The sequence below is a fragment of the Kocuria sp. CCUG 69068 genome (assembly GCF_020833785.1).
Lineage (GTDB): Bacteria > Actinomycetota > Actinomycetes > Actinomycetales > Micrococcaceae > Kocuria > Kocuria rosea.
Genome location: NZ_PDDL01000018.1, coordinates 1 through 20592, shown reverse-complemented (window position 1 = coordinate 20592; position 20592 = coordinate 1). Strand labels below are relative to the sequence as shown.

Here is a 20592-nt window from a genome sequence, read left to right as displayed (position 1 = left end):
CCAGGCTAAGGGGTGCTCCGGATGTTCCGGAGCCTGCACCTAACGGGAATCCCCGCCAGCCTCTCGGAGGGCGAAGCTCCGCCGGTAGGCGGACGGCGTGGTCGCGTAGGCCGAGACGAAGTTCTGCCGGAGGGTGACAGCGCTGCCGAAGCCGCAGGCCAGCGCGATGCGGTCGACACCCCAGCGCGTGGTCTCGAGCAGGCTGCGGGCCTCGTCGAGGCGTCGCGCGAGGACCCAGCGGGCGGGGGTGGTGCCGGTGGTGTCGCGGAAGCGGCGCACCAGGGTCCGGCGGCTCATCCGGGCGTGGGCGGCGAGCTCGTCGATGGACAGGGGCTCGTGCAGCCGGGCCATCGCCCAGTCCAGTGTGGCGGCCAGGGGATCCCCGCTGTCGGGCCGGGCGACCGGGCGCTGGATGTACTGCGCCTGGCCGCCTTCCCGGTGCGGGGCCACGACCAGGCTGCGGGCGACCCGGTTGGCGGCCGCGGCACCCAGGTGCTTGCGGACCAGGTGCAGGCAGGCGTCCAGGGAGGAGGCCGTGCCGGCGGAGGTCATGACGTCGTCGTGGTCGATGTAGAGCACCGAGTCCTCGACCGCCAGCTCCGGGTGACGGGACGCGAGTTCGTCCATCCCCTCCCAGTGCGTGACGGCGGGCCGCCCGCCCAGCAGGCCGGCCTCGGCGACGGCGAAGGCCCCCATGCACAGACCCACCACACCGGACCCATGCGCATGGGCGCGGGTGAGCACGGCGCGCAGCGGCTCGTCGACGGCCACCGGCGGATAGGGCCAGGAGGGGATCACCACCAGGTCGGCGTCCTCGGCAGCCTCTGGCCCGGCGAGACGGCCCAGCGAGTAGCCCTCCGCCGTCGTGATCATGTCCGCGCCCGTGCTCCACAGCACCGTGTCCCAGCCCTCGGCCAGGCCCAGCCGGGTGACCTCGCCGAACACCAGCTGCGGCACGGCCAGGTGGAACATCGTCACACCCTCGAACGCATGGATCGCGATCCGCACCTGTCGTTCCTCTCCCACCGGGATCACCACGGAGCAGAAGTGGCCCGATCTCATCGTAATCGTGCACGCGGGCCGATCGCGGTGGCGACCGGCATGACAGGAGCATGGAGACGGGCCGAGCACCACAGCCCGCCCATCCCACGTTCCAGAGGAGACACCGTGACCATCCCCCGCCGCGCCCTGATCGTCGTCGACGCCCAGATGGAGTACTTCGACGGCCCCATGTCCATCCAGTACCCGCCCCGCGAGGAGTCGCTCGCCAACATCGGCCGTGTCCTCGAGGTCGCCGCCGAGCAGGACATGCCGGTCGTCATGGTCCAGCACGAGACGGACGAGGGCGCACCCATCTTCGCGCCCGGCTCGACGGGATATCCGCTCCACCCCGATCTCGAGCAGCTCGACAACCGGCAGTGGAAGCAGGTCGTGAAGGGGTACGGCAGCGTCTTCGCCGGCACCGACGTGGCCGAGTGGCTGCGCGAGCGCGACGTCGACACGATCACGATCGTCGGCTACATGACCAACAACTGCGACCTGGCGACGGCGGTCGAGGCCGAGGGGCTCGGCTTCGCCGCCGAGATCCTCTCCGACGCCACCGGCGCGATCCACCTCGCCAACGAAGCCGGTCAGGTCTCGGCCGAGGATCTGCACCGCACCCTGATGGTGCTGCTGCAGTCGAACTTCGCCGCGGTCACCACCACGGACGCCTGGATCGGAGCGGTCGCCGGCGGCGAGTCGCCGGTCCGCAGCAACCTCGTCGCCTCGGCCATGAACGGAGCAGAAGCGTTCACCAGCGGTTCCTAGAGGTATGTCGTGACCGCCCGGCCTTGCTGGGGGTTTCGGGCCGGCGTCCGCCGAGAGGCGCGCACCCGGCGCGGTTCAGTCGCTCACGGAGCGCACGACCCGTGCCGGGGAGCCCACCACCACGGACCTCTCCGGGACGTCCTTGGTCACCACCGACGCCGCCGCCACGACGGCGTCGTCGCCGATCATCACGCCCGGCAGGACCGTGGCGTTGGACCCGATCCACACGTTGCGGCCGATCATGATGGGGGCCGGGTGCATGTCCGCCCGGCGGCTGGGGGCGAGGTCGTGGTTGAGGGTGGCCAGCACGGTGTTGTGCCCGATCAGGCAGTCGTCGCCGATGACCACCCCGCCCTGGTCCTGGAACGTGCACCCGGAGTTGATGAAGACCCGCTTGCCCAGGGTGATGTTCTTCCCGAAGTCGGAGTGGAAGGGCGGGAACACCGTCACCGATGCGTCCACCGGCCTGCCGGTGAGCTGGGCCAGCAGCTCCCGCACCCGGGCCGGTTCCCGGTATCCGCCGTTGAGCTCCCCGGTGATGCGCAGGGCCTCCTGGCTGACCCGGTGCATGACCTCGTGCAGGGGCGAGTCCCCCGTGATGGTGCGCCCGGCGTCGAGCGCCTCCAGAAGATCGGTCAGTTCCATGGTGTCCTTTCGGTAGTGTCCGGGCGGCGGGATCCGCAGGCCCAGCGCCTGGGCGCGGGCTCAGACCAGGGTGGCGGCGTCGATGACGAAGCGGTAGCGCACGTCCGAGGCCAGCACCCGCTCGTAGGCCTCGTTGACCCGGTCGGCGGAGATCAGCTCGGTCTCCGGGACGATGCCGTGCTCGGCGCAGAAGTCGAGCATCTCCTGGGTCTCGGCGATGCCGCCGATCATCGACCCGGCGTAGGTGCGCCGACCGCCGATGAGGGAGAAGACGTTGAGGCTCAGCGGCTCCGCCGGGGCCCCGACGTTGACCAGGGCCCCGTCGACGGTGAGCAGGGACAGGTAGGCGTCCACGTCGATCACCGCACTGACGGTGTTGAGGACCAGGTCGAAGGACCCGGCCAGCTGCTCGAAGGTGGCCGGGTCCGAAGTGGCGTAGTAGTGCTCGGCACCCAGCCGCAGCCCGTCCTCCTTCTTCTTCAGCGACTGCGAGAGCACGGTGACCTCCGCGCCCATCGCGGCGGCGATCTTCACGGCCAGGTGCCCCAGTCCGCCCAGGCCCACGACGGCGACCTTCCGGCCCGGGCCGGCGCCCCAGCGGCGCAGTGGGGAGTAGGTGGTGATCCCGGCGCACAGCAGCGGGGCGGCCGCGGCGAGGTCCAGGGAGGCGGGCACGGACAGCACGAAGCCGGCGTCGACGACCACGTGGGTGGAGTAGCCGCCCTGGGTGATGGTGCCGTCCCGGTCGGCCCCGCCGTAGGTGGGCACCATGCCCTCGACGCAGTACTGCTCGTTCCCGTTGCGGCAGTTGGTGCACTGCCCGCAGGAGTTGACCATGCACCCCACCCCGACGCGGTCCCCGACGGCGTGACCGGTGACCTCGGGGCCGATCTCGGCGACGGTGCCCACGATCTCGTGGCCGGGCACCAAGGGGTAGGGCTGGGGTCCCCAGTCGCCGTTGACGGTGTGGATGTCGGAGTGGCAGATCCCGGCGTAGGCGATCTCGATCAGCACGTCGTTCGGGCCCACCGCACGGCGGGTGATCGTGGTCGGCTCCAGCGGTGCGTCGGCGGAAGGGGCGGCGTAGGCGTTGACGGTCAGCAAGGGGAACTCCTGATGCGGTGGGGCAGCGGAACGGATCGGGCGGACGTGGTGGGAGACCCGTCCGCGCAGTCGCCCGAGCGTGCGGGAAGGACCCGACGGATCAGCGACTGCACCACCTCATCAGGAACGGCAGAGCTCAGGGAGTCCCTGGTGAAGGGCGTACCGGGAGAGCACCCCAGGGTCGGTGCTTCCCCGTTCACACTGTGGCTGGTGGCAGCCCGGGGGTGCTGCTGCGCTCGGGCTCACCGTCGCCGCGGTGATGAGAGTTCTCCCGCTGCGGGTCCTCGGTGATGGGAGGCGGTGTCGAGCTGACCTCCCCGAGGAGGTCTCGCCACCGTAGAACATCCGGATGTGCATCCGCCCGGCCCCCGCCCGGATCACCGGCTCATACCGGCAGGACGCCGTCATGAACCCAGTTGGCTGCCGCCCTGACCGCAGAAAGGCGCCGCCCGGCGGTGGATCGGTCCGCAAGGGAACACGTCGGCGGCGTCCATCCGCCCCCGTCCTCCGGTGACGCTGCCGGTCCTGCGGCGCCCCGAGGCCGTCACCCGTCGACGGGCGCGTCCGGGGCCGGTGGCTTCAGCCGGACGCCGGGACGCGCAGCCGGCCGGGACAGGACATCGGGGTTTCGGGGGTTCGGGAACCAGATCTGGATCAGAGCCCATCCCACCGCGGTCAGCGGGACGGCCAGCACGGCCCCGACGACGCCGGAGAGGATCCCGCCGGCGGCCAGGGCGAGCAGCACCACCAGCGGGTGCAGGCTCAGGGCCCGGCCCAGCACCATCGGCTGGAGCACCCTCCCGTCGAGCTGGTTGATGGCCACCACCACCGCCACCACCACCAGCGCCACGACCGGGCCATTGGCCACCAGGGCCACCAGGACTGCCACGCCGCCGATCAGGGCGGCTCCCACGATGGGGATGAAGCCGCCCAGGAAGATCAGCACCGACAGGGGCAGGGCCAGGGGCACCCGCAGCACCAGCAGGGTGACGCCGATGACCACCGCTTCCAGCAGCGCCACCACGGCGGTGCCGCGCACATAGCCGCCCAGCACGTGCAGGGTCGTGGTGCCCGAGGTCAGCAGCTTCTCCAGGGTCTCACCGTGGAAACGGCTCAGGACGAACGCCCAGATGCGGGCCCCGTCCTGGAGGAAGAAGTAGAGGATCACGGCCACCAGCACCGCGCCGGTGACCACCTGGGTGGCCGCGGAGATCCCCAGCAGCGCCCCGGCACCGAAGCTGGGGCTGGCCGTGAAGTCCACGACGGCGGTCAGAGCCTCGTCCAGGCCCTGCTGGCCGACCGGGATCGGCCCCGCCACCACGAACTGGCGCAACCGGTCCAGCCCGCCCACCGCGGAGGCCACCAGCTCCGCCCACTCGCTGCGCACCGCGAAGACCATGCCGGTGACCACCCCGCCCAGGACCACGATCGCGGCGACGAACACGATCCAGGTCGCCAGCGCCCCGGGCACACGGTGCCGGCGCAGAGAGGCGACCAGGGGGTTCAGCGCAGCGGCCAGGACCAGGGCGATCAGCAGCGGGATCACCAGCAGCTTGAGCTGGATCAGCCCGTAGACCACCACCGCCGTCGCGCTCAGCAGCACCAGCCCCTGCAGGGCCCGGGTGGTCGCCCGCCCCAGCGGGTCCGCCCACAGGTCACGAGGATGCGAGATCCTGCGATGCCGTGGACGCGTCACCGGAATCGCCCCTCCCCCGCTCCGCCGCTGGCCTGGTTTCAGGATGCGCCCCGGACTCATCGATGCCAAGACCCCGGACGGTACCCGACGACGCGCCCGGTCGATGCCGACCGCAGGACGGACGGCTCGACGCCGCGGCACGAGGGGCGGTCTCCGTGTGCTCGCGGCCGATGGTGCGCACGAGCTGCTCGTGCTGGTCCAGGGCGGCGTCCCTCCGGCCCGCGGTCGACAGCGTGGACTTCGGAGCGGGAGTCAGCCTGCCGCCGGCATCCAGAGCAGGTTCCCGATGCCCCACAGCACCAAGCACACCAGCACGAAGGGCAGGGTCCTCGCCACCAGGGCCCCGCGAGTGAGGACGGGCCCGGGGGTGTCCGCCCGTTGAAGTGGGCCGGCGATCCGGTAGGCGAGCTCGATGCGCGCCGGGCTGGCCAGGCAGGCCAGCCCGGCCGCCACGTTCTGGGAGGCCATCATCCACAGCGGGTCCATGCCGAGGGCACGCGCGGCTGCGTCCTGGGTGCCGCCGAACATGGCATTGGCGCCCGTGCCGGAGGCCGTGATGTATCCCCCCAGGCCACCGAGCACGGGGACCAGGAACAGGTAGGCCTGCCCCAGCCCGGTCAGCGCCGTGGCCAGCGCCTCGGCCAGCCCGCCCCCGGAGACCGCGCTGCCCAGCACCAGGTACAGGCCGGTCGGCGCCGCCACCTGGAGCCACATCCGGCGGATCTCCCGCGGCAGTCGCCGCCGGTGTTCCCTGTCCAAGGAGAGCACGACGACGCCGACCAGGGCGCCGGTGATGGACCACAGGGCCGGCGAGCCCAGCACCGCGCCGAACCCACCGGGCGGCAGCAGACCTTCGAGGAGCTGCCCGATGATGGTGCCCCCCAGCAGCACCAGGTACGGCACCAGAGCGCGGCCCGGGACGGGCCCCATCCGCCCGCGGCTGATCACGCCGGCCCAGCCGGCGGACATCACCAGGGTGGCCACCGCACCGGCCACGGCCGTGCCGAACGCCAGATTGGCGGCGAGGACCAGGACGGACAGCACCACGCCCGAGACCAGTCCCATGCCGATCCAGGCGCCGTAGTCAGCGGGTCGGGGCCGGCCGTCGGAGGTGGGCAGTCCCCGGCCGGCGATGACCGCGGCCACGGCACCGGATCCCAGGAAGGCGATGACGTTCAGGACGCCGGAGGCCACCCCGAGGTCCTGCAGGGTGACGCCGGCGATCTGGGAGCCCAGGAGCGTGCCGGGGCCCATGGAGCCCCACGGGCCCACCATGAGCGCCACCAGCGAGAGCGAGGCCGCTCGCAACGGCGTGAACCCCAGGGACAGCAGCAGCGGCAGCCCGATGATCACGGAGACGCCGAACCCGGTGACGGTCTCCATGAACGGCACCACCCCGTGCACCATGAGCAGCGCCGAGAGCACCGTGGGGCCGCCGCCGTCCGAGAGCCACCGGGCCAGCTTCTTCTGAGCGCCGGTCCGGTCCATGACGCGGGAGAGCAGGATCCCGCCGGCAATGATCGCCAGCACCTCGACCAGGATCCAGAAGCCCTCGCCGAAGGCCGAGGACACCTCCGCCACAGGGGTGCCGAACCAGGCCAGGCCGATCACCACGGCTGAGACCAGTCCGACCGCGGGGGCCACCCACGGCGGCGCCGGCACGAGCAGCAGACCCAGGGTCAGCACCATGGGCAGGGCCGCCATGAGCACGTCCAACGGCGGCCCACCTCCACACTTCTCCTGTCAGATCTCTGTCACCGGCCGATGTTACGCGCCGACGGCGTCCGGGTGAGCACTGATGCGGAGGACAGCTCCTCCCGCGCCACCGCCTCCTGAGCCCGGCCGGTAGCCCGCCATATGTAAAGCGATAAAGAGGACGTCGCGCTGGCTGAGTAGCACTGCCCCACAAGGTGCGGTTGCTCTAAGAAATGTGAGCGCGGGATCCATGTCCCGCCTGGCGTGACGGCATCAGGCGCACACCGTCCCACTGAGGCGCCGACGACGATCAGGCCAGGACGCCCACAGCGGACCGACACGCGAACCGCTTCTCCTGCCCTCCAGATTGGGCGGCTGCGACCGACACCCATTCGCCCGCATCGACGGGCTCCCTGCATGGGCGCCTCCCGTCCTGCCCTCATGCGCCCCATTATGATATTCGTTAATAACGATAAACATAAAAGTGAGGGGTCCCCCGGTGGAACTTCAACAACGCACACCACAGTCCATCCTCCGATGGGCCGGCGCCCTGTCCGGCGCCGTCGCCGTCCTGCTGGCCGCAGCACTGGCCCTGTTCCTCACTGGGTATCCCCTGCGCACCCTCGCACAAGGTGATATCCAGATCAGCGTCCCCACCACCCACGAACTTCCCCCCGGCTCCCTGGACCCGCAGACTGTAACCGTGTTCGCCGAGCGGCTGCGGCTAGTGGTCACCGAGGCCCCCCAGCAGGCCCTAGTTCTGATGTGGTGCTCGATCCTGCTCAGTGCCTTCTGCTTCCTGATCGCCGCACTAACCTGCGTGGTGCTGTGCTACCGATTGGCCCGACAGGTGCCCTTCGGGGCGTTCATGCAACGCTCCACGGCAGCCACCGGGATCCTGGCCCTGACCGCAGGTATGACCGTGGCAATCCTGGAGGGCTACGCCAAATACCTGACCGTCCACTCCCTGCCCGGGTTGCTCGCCGGCGGCAACGCCGTCGGCGTGGGCACCCCCGGGGTCTACATCGTCGACAGCCTCAACCCCGTGCTGTTCGTCATCGGTCTGATCCTGCTGCTGCTGACCGCCGTGCTCTCCCGCGGCACCCACTACTACCGTGACATCAAGGACCTCGTGTGAGCACGAACCGACCCAGGGACCGCGAGCAACAACTGATCACCTGTCACCTCAGCGCACTGCTCGCTACCCGGGAAATGACCCTGACCGAACTCAGCAAACGCGTCGGCATCAGCCTCGTGAACCTGTCCCTGCTGAAAAACGGACACGCCAAAGCCATCCGCTTCTCCACCCTGCACGCGATCTGCCAAGCGCTCGAGTGCGAGGTCGGGGACCTACTCACCATCTCTCCCCAGCACACCCAGACATGAGACACACCAGCGCGGCTCGACACCCCAGGCCCGCTCGGTCCAAAGAACCTGAAGACTCAACGGAACGCCGAACGCGCCACCCATCAACTTGCGTCACAGCTTTCGTTGTCGGTCCGACTGATCCCCGGCACCAACCTAGAGCCCAAGAGACCGCCCATGACAGCCCCACCGCGCCGGCAAACTCACCCGCCGCCCTCTTGGCCATCTCATCATCGCGGCCTCACCTACCAATGATCCTGATCAGCCAACCCAGCAGAGGAACGACGCTGACCACATCGAACACACGATCCAGAAGATGCCCCATCCTCCACCACCAACTTGGATCCTGCGGCGGTTCCTGTTTGGTCTTGATCATGGGGTGCAACCCTCCTGCGCTACGACGGACGCGACCGGCAACTCCTATCCCCACCCTGCCCCAAGGATCCGCCGGATCAGAACAGGACTGCCCACGCGTTAATAGTCAATCTTGGCGGACCAAGTGATTTGCCCGGGCCCACCACAGGTCCTTGCAGTCCTGGCCATCGCCTTTCTCTCGCGTGCACCAGTCGTTCCGTGCACCGAGAGCTCGCCGCTTCGAACTCTCGGATCGAGACGCTACAGGCACCAGCAGAACCACCCAGGAACCCTCACCGCAACCAGGTAGGTCGAGAAGTCAGGTGAACCCGAGGAGGTTCCTTCGAAGAAATCACCGACGATTTGCCTCATAGCGTCTAGGGTGGCCGGCATGACGAGCCGAACGTTCACCGTCGCAACCGCCACCACCGCGATGGCACTGGCCATCACCGCCTGCGGATCGTCACCGGAACCAGAATCACCCCCGGAGCCCGACCTCACCAGCTGGACCGCCGACACCCTGCCCGTCCCAGCTGAAGGCGGCTTCTCCATGACCAACATCGCGACCCCGGACGGCGCCCATGCCAACGACTCGACCCCCGACGTCGAGCCGGGGTGGTACGCCATCACGATGGCCTGCGAGCCGACCGAGTCTGCAACTGCAGTCGAAGACCCCTCGGCACATATCGTGCTCAGCGGCGAGAGCGGCAACTACGGCGGAGGTAATTGCCCACGCCCTCCGATCACCACGACCACCTACGTCGGCATCCCCGACGAGCCGACGCCGGAAACGTTCAGCGTGAAAGTCCTCCCGGACGGCCAGGAGCTCTACTGGGGTGTGTCCGCTTCACCGACGACCGCCCCCGAGTAACTTTTCTCGATCCGCCGGGACAGCGCCCATCACCGCATCCGGCGCGCGGCTGAGGCATTCGGTCGAGCAGGTGCTGGGCTGATCCACACCCATACCCGTACAAGCCCCCGCTTTCCGTCCACCGCAAGAACCCGGGGAACCCCTACTGCACTGTGGAGTGATGAGATCAGCGGACTCCAGTCGTCGTACCACGGTGGCTGCACGACACGCAGGGCGTCGGCGCAGTCCGGGAGGTTCAATCGCGTCTCAGTAGCGTGGGAAGCCCCACCCGAGGAGGCTCACCACGATGTTCACAGATCTCGCCGCACCGCCCGGCGTCCTGGCCGCGTCCGGGATCAATCCCACTCCCGGTGACTGGAGCCTGCCCCTGTTGGCTCTCCTCTTCCCACTGGTCACGTTCGTGCTCTCGTTGCTGATCTTCTACTGGGTGGTGCGCAAAGGCGTGACAGCCGGCATCAGGGACTACGTGCGCAAGCACGGCGACCACCCCGGCAATCGGCGACCGTAGACCCCCCAGAAGACGCCTGCCCCCCAGGTCCGCGTATCGAGCGAGGACCTCGTCGCCGTCCAGGAAGGAACCCGTCCCGTGGATGCCCCAGCTCAGATGCCCACCCGGCCCTGGGCCGGTGCCCTCCGGTGGATCTGGCATTTCCTGGTGCGCTGGGTGCCGATCATGGTGGCCCTCCAGGTGAGCTTCGAGGTGCTGCTGCGCACCGACTGGTTCCTCCGGAACCCTCACCTCGACCCCGGACAGGCCGCCGCCGTGGTCGCCTTCCTCCCGGCCGGGCTCTGGGCGGTGGCCGACGGATACCGCCTGGTGCCCACCGGACAGGCCGTCGCACTGTGGGCCGTCGTCGGTGCTGCGATGGTGCTCGCCGCGCATCTTTACACCGCGGTGCTCGGTGTCACCCAGGGCATGACCCTGACCGTGGGGGAAACAGCCCGATGGGCCACCGCAGCCCTGGACCTCGCAGTGCTGCACGCCGTGCCCGCCGGAATGCTCGTGCTGCTGGGGGCAGGCCTGCACCACCTCCGGAGCACGCGAGCCACCCGCTGGTCCACGACCACCACCGAGGGCGGCCGGTAGCGTGAACAGCATGGACGACCGCCCCCGACCCGCACACGACGAGTCCTCACAGATCGACACCGCCCCGGCCCCCACCGTCGGTCAGGTCCTGGCCCGCACCGTGCCCGCCGCCGCGATCCTCGTCCTCGCGATGCCGGTGGCCCTGCGGTGGCTGCTGGACACCTCCACCGGTGCACTGCGCACCCCGTGGTGGCCGGCGCTGCTGCTCGGTCTCCTGGCCCTGTTCCATCTCCTGGCTCGACTCGCCCGCGCCCCGCGGCCCACTGGCCTGCCGCCGGTGTCCGCGGAGCGGGTGCGCAACGCGCTGGTTTCCGCCGCCCGGACCGGTGATGTGCCCTCGGAGCCGCGAGTCCGCGCCGCCGCCGGTGTCACCGCCTGCCAACGGGTCGAGGCCGCCGCCTACGCCGTGGCCGCCACGACCGGGGTGATGGTCGCCTCGCTGCTCGTGCCGCAGCCGGCCTGGACCGTCTTCGCCGTCTTCGCCGTCTTCGCCGGGATCCTGGCGGTCATCCACGTTCTCCGCGCCCGGCACCCCTGGGCCTACCTGCGCGCGTTGCACCACAACGACCACGCCAACTAACGAATCCCTGCTGCAACATGGTGCGAGGGCGATCGCTGTCGGTGTTCTATTCGCCAGATGCAGTCGCTCAGGTGCCGGTGACTTCCAGCTCCGGTGTGAGCCGTGTCCAGCCGGCCGATGTTTCATCCGGCAGGCCCTCCGGGTCGAACTTCGTCTTGACCCCAGTCGGCCCCATCGTGCCCAGCGGCCCCGCAGTGCCGCATCTCACGACCCAGTTCTCTGGGGCCTGCGGCTCGTAGGTCAACAAACAATCACCATCAGTGGTGGAAACGAAGGCGTAGAACTCATGTCCATTGTGTGTGGCCAGTAACCGGGACGTACTGGTGTCCCAGTTCTCCCTATCGACGGCGATGTTTTGTGGAAGGACATCGGATTCCGTCTGCTCGCCCTCGTAGAGGTCACGGGTGGATTCGGCGCACCCGGACAGGGTTAGAGCTGCGCAGACCGCCAGGGCGGCGAAGATGCCATACCTGTTCATGCGTCGTCCTCGCCTCGGGTCCACAGGCGGCCCAGAACCGTTCTCCCACCCTAGAACCGGATGCATCCGAGAAGCATGAACGCCGCACGACCTCGAGGATGGCGAACGCGCCAGCGCCGCATCATGCGCCTGCCCCACCTACACCCCCAGCAAGCCCCCCAGGCGTCCTCGCCCGCGTTGGAACCTGTACTGCAATGAGGCGGCAGGGCGTCAACGAACTCCTCGGTGCTCCCCGCGACGTGGCGGGTCAGGGAATCGGCGCTGCTTCAGCAGTTCCCTGGGATGGCCTCTAGCTTCGCTGTGGCGCTTCGTTCTGGCGACGGGAGAACTCTCGTTTCATCAGGGCGGCGGAGACAAGAAGCAAAATCGCGAAGGGCAGGAGAAAGCCGGCTCCGAAGACGTTGCCCGACAGAGCCAGGGCGACGGCTCCACAGAGGGCCAGGAAACCGAATCCTGCCATCCGGGCAATCGCCCTGCGCCAGGTTCGACGTTGGGCGTCACTGAGCGCGATCACGTCGCCTTGTTCCGACCCTTGGGGCACGAAAAGCTGCAGCACAGCGCTGGCGATCAGCAAGGCGGGAACACCAGTCAGGACCTGGTGTTGCGGTGTGTCGAGCGCTGCTACGAGCAAGCCCGTGCACAGCAGTGTCATCACGAGCGCAGCCCCATAACGCCACTTCCGTTGGGTCACCACCAGTGGCTTGCCGGCCGCACGGCGCGCCAGCAGGATCCATAGGCCCATCAGCACGCCAGCTGCCCCACATCCGGCCGCGACCCATGCCATCGTCCGGTCCTCACCCGCGCTGCTGCTCAAATACGGATAGTTCACGAGAATCGGCACGATCCCGGCGGCGATCACCAGCGCTCCGCCCAGCGTCTTGATCAGCCCAACGTGGCGTTGCGCGCCCTCAGCCATGCCTGCACCATCCCGACCAGTCACTGTGGTTGTCTCGCCCACTCTCATTGATGGGCGTCGAGAAGGGAAGGTGTGCATCAGCAAAGGGGACGGGCTCGATCCACCGTTCGCCGAGGCTCGAGTGCGTCGCGGCTACCGGGAATCGAAGGGGAACCCTTGCCGCATTGTCTTCAAGGCGTTGTCCTACGGAAAGTCCCGCTCTGGGCTGGGGCTGGAGATGAGTTCCGTCGTGCGAGCTTCTCGGTGATGCTGAGCCGGACGGTGGGCCATTCCCGGTCGATCACGGAGAACACGACGACGTCGCGCACCGTCCCGTCACGCCATAGGTCGTGATTGCGCAGCACCCCGTCCTGCTTCGCGCCGAGGCCGGCGATGGCGGCCCGGGAGCGGTGGTTGTGCCAGTGCGTGCGGAACTCCACCGCGATACATCCCAGAGTCTCGAAGGCGTGGGTGAGCTGCAGCAGCTTCACCTGCGTGTTGAGCCCGGTGCCCTGGGCCGAGGCGGCGATCCAGGTGGAGCCAATCTCCAGCCGCCGGTGCTCTGCCCGGATGTTCAGGAACGTGGTGACTCCGACGGCGGCTCCATCACTGGTGCGCCGGATCACCCACGGCACCACCCGTCCCTCGTCGTGGGCGGCCAGCCGAGCCTTCAGGTCCTCGCGCATCCGCTCCGGTGCTGGCACCCGGGTGTACCAGAGCTGGTGCAACTGGCCATCCTGGACAGCTTCTGCCAATTCCGGAGCGTGCTCGAGCGCCAACGGCTCCAGCGTGGCCAGGGAGCCGGTCAGCGTGGGAGTTACCAGGAAGTCCATGCCCCCAGATTACTGATCGCGAAAGGCCCCTTTGGGAACCTTTTGTGCATCGCGGCAGGTCAAGGAGTCAGGTAAACCCGGGGGCATTCCCCCTTGATACTGGAGGCATGACTCCTGCACGGCCGCCCTATACCGCAGTGATCTTCTCCAGTCAGCGATCGGCGTCCACACCCGGGGACGGGTACGACAAGGCCGCCCAGCACATGGACGAGCTGGCCCGGCAACAACCCGGGTTCCTGTCGGTGGAGAGCGCCCGGAATGCCGATGGCTTCGGCATCACGGTGTCCTACTGGGAAACCGCTCAGCACGCCCGGGCGTGGAAACAGGTCACCGAGCACCTGGGCGTCCAGCACCGCGGAGCCCGCGACTGGTATACGGACTACACCGTGCGCGTGGCCACGGTCGAACGCCAATACGGCACCGGGGCCGGTAGCGCAGAACACCACTGAACCAACCCCTACTGCACTGGGGCGTGGGGGCGACCCGGAGCTCAGCGGACGCGGGTGACTCGATCCGGGGCGCCGCGGATGAACCAGTTGGTGTCGATCGTCTGTGCCACGCGCATCCCGGTGTCCGGCAGCACCCACCGGGACCGAACGAGCTTGTCCTTGCGGATCCAGTCCTGACGATCCACCCGCCGCTGCAGCTGGCGCTTCAACCACTTCCCGGCCAAGGTCCCGTAGGTGCCCGGCTCCTCATGCAGACCGAAGACGGTCAGCCCATCACTGCTGTACACGTGGCTGTCCAGCAGGTACTCATCCCCCCACTCCCCTTCCAGGGCCCGGCATCCTCGATGGTCGTCCCAGTACCCGATCTGCAAGGTGCACCGCCCCGCCGGCACGTCCACGCCCGAGACCTGGGTCATCACCACCAACGGATGCATCCGAGCGACCACCTCGAAGGATTGCGCTGACATCCCGGGGACGGCCCACTCGGCGATGTACGCGGCGAGAGCCTCGAGGAACTCCTGCTCGCCGGAGGTACGCGAGTCATCGCCTCTAAACGGGTGCAAAGATGCCATGGCTCCACCGTAGAACCCGGGGTCAAGGAAGGGACTGCCTGCCATTGTCTAAGGAACCCCTATTGCGACGTCATTGGGGAACTGGTCACCCGGCCTACTCGGGGGCGGAGTCAACGATCTGGTAGTCGATGGCGGTGTGCCCGATGATCTCGTTACTGCCGAACCCGAAGGCCGCCCAGGTCTTCACGGTTCGTTCGCCGATCACCAGCCCGGTGTCCGGATCGATGATGAGCTCTTGCCTCTGCCCAAGGCGCAGCGGCTCGGTGCGCCCGATGGCGACGCCGACCTCACCCGCGAGATTGGCTTGCTGTTCGGTGGCGTCCACCCCGGGGATCAACGCCAGAGCCTCATAGAGACCTGCCCGTAGATCGGCAGGGACCAGCCCGGTCTTGAGCAGGTCGGTGATGCGCACGAAGTTGTCCTCATTACGGGAGGCCGAGCCTCCTTGGTACTGGGCGTCGAAGTGGTCGAGCAGGGCTTGCCCGTCCCGGGGCAGCGCTTCCAGCTCCGAGGGCGTCCAGGGCACGGTCCACGGCATCCCGTCATAGAACTCACCGCCCTTAGCGCGGATCGTCTCCTCGTGGGCCGGCATCGGACGGGCCGCATCCCATTCGCGGTCCAGCACCCACTCGTCCTCGGGCTCATCAGGGACGTAGACGTCGATCCTCTGATCCGTCGTGAACGTCTCAGTGCCGCCGGTGGCGTTGGCGTGAGCCCCGAGCCAGCTTCCCTCCTTGTGCACGAGCAGATACTGGCCCACGCCCGGATCCAAGTCCACGAAAGCCGTGGACTGCGCCGCGGCTGACCGCAGGAGACCAGCCGCGTGGGCGCTTTGCACCGTCACGCTCAGCTGGCCCACCACGGCCATCCCCACACTGGCGGCCGCCGTAACGAGCAACACTCGTCGTCCCCGGTGTGGCCGCCCCAACGGCGTCACCTGACCTATCTGGTTCTGCGTCGAGTCCCGAGATGTGCCCGGATGCTGTGGGGTGGGCTGGGGCGCTTCGCCCTGCAGGGTGTGCGGCGGTGCCAGGTCCCGGAGGGGATCTCCGGTGGCGGAGAGTGCGGGCATTTCCACGAGCTGGCGTCGTAGTGCCTCGCTGCGATCCGGTTGGAACTGGTGGCTCCTCATGGTGTCCTCCGTCCGGACAGGGGTCGATCATCCATGGCGTGCTCGCCGGCGACCTCGAGGTACAGATTTCCCAACCGGGCTTTGGCCCGGTGCAGTCGGGACTTCACGGTGCCCTCAGCGACCCCCAGGGTGGTGGCGGCTGCCCGGACGCTGAACTCTTCGACCACGCACAGAGTGAGGACATCGCGGTCCAGCGGCTTGAGCTGGGTGAACGCCGCACGCAGCGCGGCCGCTTGACTGCTCCGCTGGTCGGCCTCTGCCACCTCCTCGGCGATGTCGGTGCTGCTCGCCGGTGGAGGCAGCTGACTGAGGAAATGCTGGTACCGGCGCTGCTGGCGGGTGTGGTTGCGGATCGTGTGGTTAGCGGTGACCAGCAGCCACGCCAGGATCGACTCGTTCACGATCCGCACGTCGGCTCGTCGGCGCCAAGCCTCGTAGAAGACGATGGCCGTGACGTCCTCGGCGGTGTGAGCAGAGCGCACGATCTTCAGGGCATGGCCCAGGACCCGGTCACGGTGACGGTCATACAGGGCACCAAAGGCATCCCCGTTACCCTTGACGACCCGTCGCCACAGCACCTCATCGGAGGCGTCCCGATCTCCGTTCATACCCCATAGTGTCCGGTCACCCGGATCGGTTCCCGGATGGGAATGCGGCCCTTCACAGATGAGCATGGGTAGCGGGGTGCGCGCGGGCTTCTCGAGGGGTGTGTTGTGAGGGCTGGGTAGAGGTCGAGGCCTCCAGGATGGGTAGCGACCAAGCAACCTGATCCATGAAGGCCTCGACGTGTCTCATGCTATCTGCGCGCCCGCGTGCGCGCTCTTCGACCTGCCCGACGTCCACGTCCTGGCCGTGGAACGCGGACCACACTCGTTCACCCTGGTGGTGGAGACCGTGGCGACGCTGGTGGGCTGCCCCTCCTGCGCGGTGCTCGCCACCGGCCACGGCCGGCGGCAGGTCCTGCTCCACGACCTGCCCTGTGCTGGGGCGCCGGTGCGGGTTCGCTGGCGCAAGCGGATCTACCGCTGCCTCGAGGACGCCTGCGACATCTCGACCTTCAGCGAGATCCATTCGCTGGCGGCCCTCGGGCCAAGCTCACCAGCCGCGCGATCGCGTGGGCCGTGGCCCAGCTGCGCTCCCATGACATCGCGGTGTCTCGGCCCTGGCTGAGATGCTCGGAGTTGCCTGGAACACCGTCTGGGACGCCATCGTCCCCGTCATCGAAATCCAACTGGCCGCTGAAGACCGGCTGACCGGGGTGGACGCTCTCGGGGTCGACGAGCACGTCTGGTCCCACGTGGGCCCGCCCGGCACCGGGCTGGTCACCGGGATCGTGGACCACTCCCGCGGTAAGGACGGCCGACCTCGAGCCAGGCTGCTGGACTTGGTCAAGGGCCGCACGGGGGCGGCCTACGGCGACTGGCTCACCGAGCAGGGGACGACCTTCACGAGCGGGATCCGCACCGCGACCTTGGACCCGTTCCACGGCTACGCCAACGCCATCCGCGACGAGCTCCCGGAGGCCATCACGGTGCTCGATGCGTTCCACGTGGTCAAGCTCGGTGGACAGGTCGTCGACGAGGTGCGCCGCCGCGTGCAGCAGGACACCCTGGGCCACCGCGGCCGGGCCGGAGACCCGCTCTACGGGATCCGCCGGACCCTGCAGATCGGCGCCGAACACCTCACCGCCAAGCAGATCACCCGCCTGTACGCGAAGCTGGCGGCCGGGGACCCGCACCACGAGGTCACCTTGGCCTGGCACTGCTACCAGAAGCTGCGCGCCGTCTACCACGCCCGCCCCGGGCAAGGGCGCCGGCTCGTTGCCGAGATCCTCGCCGCGTTCCCCACCTGCCCGATCCCGGAGATCGCCCGGCTCGGGCGGACCCTGCGCCGCTGGAGGGCCGCGATCCTGGCCTACTTCGACACCGCCGGCGCCTCGAACGGCCCCACCGAGGCGATCAACGGCGTCATCGAGACGATGCGCCGAGTCGCCCGCGGCTTCCGGAACTTCGACAACTACCGGCTACGTGCCCTGCTCGCCGCCGGCGGCCACCGGCCCTGACGAAAGGCCCCTACCCATGCTCATCTGTGAAGGGCCGGGAATGCCCTTTTTGCCACTGCCCCATCAAAAAGCTTGCAGAGAGGACTGCCCTACCTACTCCTCCAGCAATCTCCTACGGCGTACTCGACCGCTTTGGCACCCCTACTGCTTCACTCAGCAGGAGCAATAAACGGATCCAGAGAAAACTCCGGTATGGCCGGGCCGGTGGCGTAGGCCGCCAGGTACTTCTCGGTATCCACGTCGTAGAGCACCTCGGCCGGCTGGTCCGAGTTGAGGATCTCCCGGATCTGCGCCTGGGTCTGGGTGGTGCCCAACTCGTTGAGCCTATCCCGGGCCTGCTGATCGGCTGACTCCGCCGAAGTGGACGTGCCGACAGAGCTCATGGGGGCCGGTACGGGGGTAGCCGAGGCAGCAACCGGCGTTGCCAGAGCCAAAACAGCGCCGAGGGCCAGTCCGAGGAAGCGTGTGGTCTTCATGAGTAATCCGTTCTCAAGCGTCTGGGTGTGGAGAGGAATTGGTCTGGAACTGAGCCTATGATCTCCGCCAATCAGATTTCCGCCACCTTGGGGGTGCCCAACGGTCCACAGCGCAGACAGAACCCAAACCACAACAGGGTAAATCTGATAGGCACGTGCCTCCGACGGGCAATTGCGGCTTACATCCTGATCAGTGAGATTTTCTCACCGGGTTGGTCGCTTGAGGGTGGTGAGCGCCAGCGGCCCAGAAATGGGAAGTCGATGAAATGAGCCCAGCGATGCGGGCCACACGGTCGCCCCTCGACGACCTTGTCACTGGCAGTTCACCTGCGTGGTTGAGCCTGCACCTCCAGCTTGAGCATGCCTTCCGGGAACGCGCTCAGCGTTGTGGCCAGTTGCTGGTCGAGGTAGGTCAGCAGCAGGCGCCGGTAGACGATGCCTTCCGGGCTCACCCCGCCCCCCCCGGCATGACGCCGTGTGGGCTCGACAGCACCGATAACGGCGTCCAGGCGTGCGAGGTCGTCTGCGGTCCACGGGCTCTGGTACACCCGCAGGCGCCCACCGTACACGGGCAGAAGGGCTCGCCGGGCCGCTGCGACATCGGTGGCCGAAACCACGATCTCCTCCACCCCACCCGGGGCCACCCGGCGGAATCGCCACAGCACGACACCGGTCTCGAACAGGGGGCTCTCGACGGTTCGGGTGGCTTCGTCCACCGGGTGCATCGGCGCATCCTGTGACTGCGCCGGCAACCGCGGGGGTGACGCCGCCGGGGTGATGTCGGTCACGGTGTCCACGTGCAGCTTCCCGTCGGACCACATCCCGGTGGCCAGCACCCGGTGACCGATTCGGTCGATCAGCTCTTCCTCCCGACCAGGCCCCCGGGGAAACAAGACGACGACGGGCGCAGAGGCGGGCAGACGAAGATCGACGGGCCACGGCTCCTGGTGCCACCACACCAACCCGAGGCCTTCCTGCTGCACGCGCACCAGACGCCCGGTAGCCACCGCCTTCTGCCCGTCGGCCAGGACCAGGTGATCGAACCGTGTGTCCTTCGAGTGACTGTCCACCGCTGGTTCCTCCACGTTCCTAGGAGCGCTTGACCTCCAGCATCATCCCAAATCGTGTCGGACGGACATTGACCGTGGACCGGTTGCGGCATTGGTAGTCCACGATGTCGGTGTAGACCCCGGCCAGGTAGGCCCCGCGCCGCATGCAGGCGCTGTAGCTGGAGTAGATGGTGTCGTCCCAAGGGATCCAGATCAGGTTGTGGTCCATGGGAGCGTACTCCCCGCCCTGGAGCGCGGCAGACCCGACGGTGGCCGCGGGCACGGTAGCCGATGCGGCCGGCGCGAGGGAAGTAAGACTCATGACGGCGGCGAAACCAGCCGCAGCCAGTCCTCGAACGATCTTGTGACGCATGACGTGCTCCTCAAGCTGGGAGGTCGCCCCGCCGACCCGGTGAAGCGTGCCGCAACCCTAAGGCGTTCGCAAAGTCAAATCCATGACTTCCGTCTAGATCCACAACGATGTCTTCTTGCCGGGTTCCACGCTCACGGCTCGTTGGCACGAGAGCGGCAGCGACGATGTCCCCGATGCGTGAGGGTGAGAGGCTGACGTGGCGCAGGGCGGCCCAGCGTTGGCCCAGCAGCGCGTTGGAGCGTTCCCCGATGGCGCACATGCCGCTGACCAGCTCGTTGTAGGCCCGGCTGTCGATTTCGAGGTGGAAGCCCTTGATCGGGGTGTGCACCCCGATCCCGGCGCCCTGGTAGCCCTTGTCGGTCGGAAGCCTGCACAGGGCGCAGCAGACACCGGCCGGTGTGTCGGGGCCACGCTCCTGCGATCGGGTCAGGCGGAACGAACATGAAGCCCGGTCGACCACGCACCAGCAACATCGAGGAGCACAAGACCCGAGTTGTCGCCCCGAACCGTCCCCGGTGTGAACCGACAGATCGCAGTGTTGTGGGAGCTCTCGTTCACAGATCGTCGTCACTTTTGCGAACGGATTGGCGGGTGGCGGATACTGGAGGCGGGAACTGGCGTGCTCACACCCACCGTTTCCCGGGAGGCCTGGTTGACCAGGCCGCGCCTCCCAGAAGAAAAAGCCGGGCGGCCGCCCGGCTTTTTCTATGCCCCCAGCCTGGGCTAGTTGTGATGTCCAGGGAGGTTGGTCAGGCGGGTGACCGGTGGCTGGCCTCCAAGTGCGGAGTGGGCTCGATGATGATTGTAGAAGTGCAGCCAGCCCGGTAGGGCATCGTCGCGCTCTGCCGTGGAGGGGTAGAACCGGGCGTAGGCCCAGCCGTCGGCCAGGGTGCGGTGGAAGCGTTCGATCTTGCCGTTGGTCTGGGGCCGGTAGGGGCGGGTGAGTGTGCCAGCCTGAAGTGGCCCCACCTGGAGCGGTTTTGATGCTCTGATTGGGCCCCACCCTCGACCCACCAGCTCTACCGTTCGAATCGTCTGGCAAGGCGATTTCGGGGGTAGAAGCGTTG

The 20592-nt window shown here is 68.1% G+C and carries 25 protein-coding genes and 2 pseudogenes; 10 read left to right on the top strand and 17 right to left on the bottom strand.

Annotated elements, in window-relative coordinates; translation table 11 throughout:
- Positions 1-39 precede the first annotated feature (39 nt).
- Positions 40-1008 carry a GlxA family transcriptional regulator gene (locus CRM73_RS05640; protein ID WP_109221871.1) on the bottom strand — a complete coding sequence of 323 codons (969 nt, stop codon included), beginning with the start codon at positions 1006-1008 and terminating at the stop codon, positions 40-42.
- A 159-nt stretch (positions 1009-1167) separates the two neighbouring features.
- Here CRM73_RS05640 and CRM73_RS05635 point away from each other — a divergent pair, with 159 nt between their 5' ends.
- Positions 1168-1809: an isochorismatase family protein gene (locus CRM73_RS05635; RefSeq protein WP_115163154.1), complete on the top strand. Its 642-nt coding sequence runs from the start codon at positions 1168-1170 to the stop codon at positions 1807-1809.
- A gap of 75 nt (positions 1810-1884) precedes the next feature.
- On the opposite strand, the gene CRM73_RS05630 is transcribed toward CRM73_RS05635, so the two are convergent.
- The 4 genes from CRM73_RS05630 to CRM73_RS05615 form a co-directional block, all read right to left on the bottom strand.
- Complete coding sequence (locus CRM73_RS05630) at positions 1885-2454, bottom strand: DapH/DapD/GlmU-related protein (RefSeq protein ID WP_115163155.1); 570 nt, start codon at positions 2452-2454, stop codon at positions 1885-1887.
- Positions 2455-2514: 60 nt separating this feature from the next.
- Positions 2515-3558 (bottom strand): NAD(P)-dependent alcohol dehydrogenase, encoded by a 1044-nt coding sequence (locus tag CRM73_RS05625; protein WP_229587100.1) that lies wholly within the window; start codon positions 3556-3558, stop codon positions 2515-2517.
- A gap of 544 nt (positions 3559-4102) precedes the next feature.
- Positions 4103-5254 (bottom strand): AI-2E family transporter, encoded by a 1152-nt coding sequence (locus CRM73_RS05620; RefSeq protein ID WP_229587099.1) that lies wholly within the window; start codon positions 5252-5254, stop codon positions 4103-4105.
- A 252-nt stretch (positions 5255-5506) separates the two neighbouring features.
- On the bottom strand, positions 5507-6964 hold the full coding sequence (locus CRM73_RS05615) for an L-lactate permease (RefSeq protein WP_229587116.1): 1458 nt from the start codon (positions 6962-6964) through the stop codon (positions 5507-5509).
- Positions 6965-7448: 484 nt separating this feature from the next.
- Between CRM73_RS05615 and CRM73_RS05610 the strand changes: the two genes are divergently transcribed.
- Together CRM73_RS05610 and CRM73_RS05605 are read left to right on the top strand one after the other, a co-directional pair.
- Positions 7449-8087, top strand: a complete 639-nt coding sequence (locus CRM73_RS05610) for a hypothetical protein (RefSeq protein WP_229587098.1) — start codon at positions 7449-7451, stop codon at positions 8085-8087.
- Positions 8084-8335: a helix-turn-helix transcriptional regulator gene (locus tag CRM73_RS05605; RefSeq protein WP_229587097.1), complete on the top strand. Its 252-nt coding sequence runs from the start codon at positions 8084-8086 to the stop codon at positions 8333-8335. The genes CRM73_RS05610 and CRM73_RS05605 overlap by 4 nt, the downstream gene beginning before the upstream one ends.
- Positions 8336-8555: 220 nt before the next feature.
- On the opposite strand, the gene CRM73_RS19725 is transcribed toward CRM73_RS05605, so the two are convergent.
- On the bottom strand, positions 8556-8690 hold the full coding sequence (locus CRM73_RS19725; protein WP_255662490.1) for a hypothetical protein: 135 nt from the start codon (positions 8688-8690) through the stop codon (positions 8556-8558).
- 369 nt (positions 8691-9059) lie between these two features.
- On the opposite strand from CRM73_RS19725, the gene CRM73_RS05600 reads away from it, so the two are divergent.
- The 4 genes from CRM73_RS05600 (at position 9060) to CRM73_RS05585 (ending at position 11206) form a co-directional block, all read left to right on the top strand.
- Positions 9060-9539 (top strand): hypothetical protein, encoded by a 480-nt coding sequence (locus tag CRM73_RS05600; protein ID WP_229587095.1) that lies wholly within the window; start codon positions 9060-9062, stop codon positions 9537-9539.
- Between the two features lie 286 nt (positions 9540-9825).
- Positions 9826-10047 (top strand): hypothetical protein, encoded by a 222-nt coding sequence (locus tag CRM73_RS05595; protein WP_229587093.1) that lies wholly within the window; start codon positions 9826-9828, stop codon positions 10045-10047.
- Between the two features lie 78 nt (positions 10048-10125).
- Complete coding sequence (locus CRM73_RS05590) at positions 10126-10626, top strand: hypothetical protein (protein WP_229587092.1); 501 nt, start codon at positions 10126-10128, stop codon at positions 10624-10626.
- Positions 10627-10636: 10 nt separating this feature from the next.
- Positions 10637-11206 (top strand): hypothetical protein, encoded by a 570-nt coding sequence (locus CRM73_RS05585; protein ID WP_229587091.1) that lies wholly within the window; start codon positions 10637-10639, stop codon positions 11204-11206.
- A 67-nt stretch (positions 11207-11273) separates the two neighbouring features.
- Here the strand turns inward: CRM73_RS05585 and CRM73_RS05580 are convergent, their stop codons facing one another.
- The 3 genes from CRM73_RS05580 to CRM73_RS05570 form a co-directional block, all read right to left on the bottom strand.
- Positions 11274-11684: a hypothetical protein gene (locus CRM73_RS05580; RefSeq protein WP_229587090.1), complete on the bottom strand. Its 411-nt coding sequence runs from the start codon at positions 11682-11684 to the stop codon at positions 11274-11276.
- Positions 11685-11973: 289 nt separating this feature from the next.
- Positions 11974-12600, bottom strand: coding sequence for a hypothetical protein (locus CRM73_RS05575; protein WP_229587089.1), 627 nt, complete (start codon positions 12598-12600; stop codon positions 11974-11976).
- Between the two features lie 170 nt (positions 12601-12770).
- A complete protein-coding gene (locus CRM73_RS05570; protein WP_229587088.1) occupies positions 12771-13412 on the bottom strand; it encodes a GNAT family N-acetyltransferase in 642 nt (213 codons plus the stop codon).
- A 107-nt stretch (positions 13413-13519) separates the two neighbouring features.
- On the opposite strand from CRM73_RS05570, the gene CRM73_RS05565 reads away from it, so the two are divergent.
- Positions 13520-13861, top strand: coding sequence for an antibiotic biosynthesis monooxygenase (locus tag CRM73_RS05565; protein ID WP_229587087.1), 342 nt, complete (start codon positions 13520-13522; stop codon positions 13859-13861).
- A 41-nt stretch (positions 13862-13902) separates the two neighbouring features.
- On the opposite strand, the gene CRM73_RS05560 is transcribed toward CRM73_RS05565, so the two are convergent.
- From CRM73_RS05560 to CRM73_RS05550, 3 genes are all read right to left on the bottom strand, one after another.
- Complete coding sequence (locus CRM73_RS05560; protein ID WP_229587086.1) at positions 13903-14433, bottom strand: hypothetical protein; 531 nt, start codon at positions 14431-14433, stop codon at positions 13903-13905.
- Positions 14434-14527: 94 nt separating this feature from the next.
- Positions 14528-15193, bottom strand: coding sequence for a hypothetical protein (locus CRM73_RS05555; RefSeq protein ID WP_229587085.1), 666 nt, complete (start codon positions 15191-15193; stop codon positions 14528-14530).
- 368 nt (positions 15194-15561) lie between these two features.
- Positions 15562-16173: a sigma-70 family RNA polymerase sigma factor gene (locus tag CRM73_RS05550; protein ID WP_229587084.1), complete on the bottom strand. Its 612-nt coding sequence runs from the start codon at positions 16171-16173 to the stop codon at positions 15562-15564.
- Positions 16174-16351: 178 nt separating this feature from the next.
- Between CRM73_RS05550 and CRM73_RS19915 the strand changes: the two genes are divergently transcribed.
- Both CRM73_RS19915 and CRM73_RS05545 read left to right on the top strand, forming a co-directional pair.
- Positions 16352-16735 (top strand): transposase family protein, encoded by a 384-nt coding sequence (locus CRM73_RS19915; protein ID WP_370658525.1) that lies wholly within the window; start codon positions 16352-16354, stop codon positions 16733-16735.
- A 1-nt stretch (position 16736) separates the two neighbouring features.
- Positions 16737-17627 carry an ISL3 family transposase gene (locus CRM73_RS05545; protein ID WP_370658524.1) on the top strand — a complete coding sequence of 297 codons (891 nt, stop codon included), beginning with the start codon at positions 16737-16739 and terminating at the stop codon, positions 17625-17627.
- Positions 17628-17776: 149 nt separating this feature from the next.
- Here CRM73_RS05545 and CRM73_RS05540 read toward each other — a convergent pair whose 3' ends face one another.
- The 5 genes and pseudogenes from CRM73_RS05540 to CRM73_RS05520 all read right to left on the bottom strand — a co-directional run.
- The gene (locus CRM73_RS05540; RefSeq protein ID WP_229587083.1) at positions 17777-18103 is read right to left on the bottom strand and encodes a hypothetical protein; all 327 of its coding nucleotides are present in this window, start codon (positions 18101-18103) and stop codon (positions 17777-17779) included.
- Positions 18104-18426: 323 nt separating this feature from the next.
- Positions 18427-19173 (bottom strand): hypothetical protein, encoded by a 747-nt coding sequence (locus CRM73_RS05535; RefSeq protein ID WP_229587082.1) that lies wholly within the window; start codon positions 19171-19173, stop codon positions 18427-18429.
- A 19-nt stretch (positions 19174-19192) separates the two neighbouring features.
- Complete coding sequence (locus CRM73_RS05530; protein WP_229587081.1) at positions 19193-19525, bottom strand: hypothetical protein; 333 nt, start codon at positions 19523-19525, stop codon at positions 19193-19195.
- Positions 19526-19670: 145 nt separating this feature from the next.
- Positions 19671-19892: pseudogene (locus CRM73_RS05525) on the bottom strand (IS5/IS1182 family transposase); the annotation flags it as partial.
- 356 nt (positions 19893-20248) lie between these two features.
- Positions 20249-20467, bottom strand: a pseudogene (locus CRM73_RS05520) (integrase core domain-containing protein); the annotation flags it as partial.
- Positions 20468-20592 lie beyond the last annotated feature (125 nt).

What these genes read in the sequence shown, in the direction of transcription:
- CRM73_RS05630 (WP_115163155.1), bottom strand. Translation starts at nt 2,454, where the DNA reads ATGGAACTGACCGATCTTCTGGAGGCGCTCGACGCCGGGCGCACCATC.
- CRM73_RS19725 (WP_255662490.1), bottom strand. Translation starts at nt 8,690, where the DNA reads ATGATCAAGACCAAACAGGAACCGCCGCAGGATCCAAGTTGGTGGTGG.
- CRM73_RS05600 (WP_229587095.1), top strand. Translation starts at nt 9,060, where the DNA reads ATGACGAGCCGAACGTTCACCGTCGCAACCGCCACCACCGCGATGGCA.
- CRM73_RS05595 (WP_229587093.1), top strand. Translation starts at nt 9,826, where the DNA reads ATGTTCACAGATCTCGCCGCACCGCCCGGCGTCCTGGCCGCGTCCGGG.
- CRM73_RS05585 (WP_229587091.1), top strand. Translation starts at nt 10,637, where the DNA reads ATGGACGACCGCCCCCGACCCGCACACGACGAGTCCTCACAGATCGAC.
- CRM73_RS05580 (WP_229587090.1), bottom strand. Translation starts at nt 11,684, where the DNA reads ATGAACAGGTATGGCATCTTCGCCGCCCTGGCGGTCTGCGCAGCTCTA.
- CRM73_RS05575 (WP_229587089.1), bottom strand. Translation starts at nt 12,600, where the DNA reads ATGGCTGAGGGCGCGCAACGCCACGTTGGGCTGATCAAGACGCTGGGC.
- CRM73_RS05570 (WP_229587088.1), bottom strand. Translation starts at nt 13,412, where the DNA reads ATGGACTTCCTGGTAACTCCCACGCTGACCGGCTCCCTGGCCACGCTG.
- CRM73_RS05565 (WP_229587087.1), top strand. Translation starts at nt 13,520, where the DNA reads ATGACTCCTGCACGGCCGCCCTATACCGCAGTGATCTTCTCCAGTCAG.
- CRM73_RS05560 (WP_229587086.1), bottom strand. Translation starts at nt 14,433, where the DNA reads ATGGCATCTTTGCACCCGTTTAGAGGCGATGACTCGCGTACCTCCGGC.
- CRM73_RS05550 (WP_229587084.1), bottom strand. Translation starts at nt 16,173, where the DNA reads ATGAACGGAGATCGGGACGCCTCCGATGAGGTGCTGTGGCGACGGGTC.
- CRM73_RS05545 (WP_370658524.1), top strand. Translation starts at nt 16,737, where the DNA reads ATGCTCGGAGTTGCCTGGAACACCGTCTGGGACGCCATCGTCCCCGTC.
- CRM73_RS05540 (WP_229587083.1), bottom strand. Translation starts at nt 18,103, where the DNA reads ATGAAGACCACACGCTTCCTCGGACTGGCCCTCGGCGCTGTTTTGGCT.
- CRM73_RS05530 (WP_229587081.1), bottom strand. Translation starts at nt 19,525, where the DNA reads ATGCGTCACAAGATCGTTCGAGGACTGGCTGCGGCTGGTTTCGCCGCC.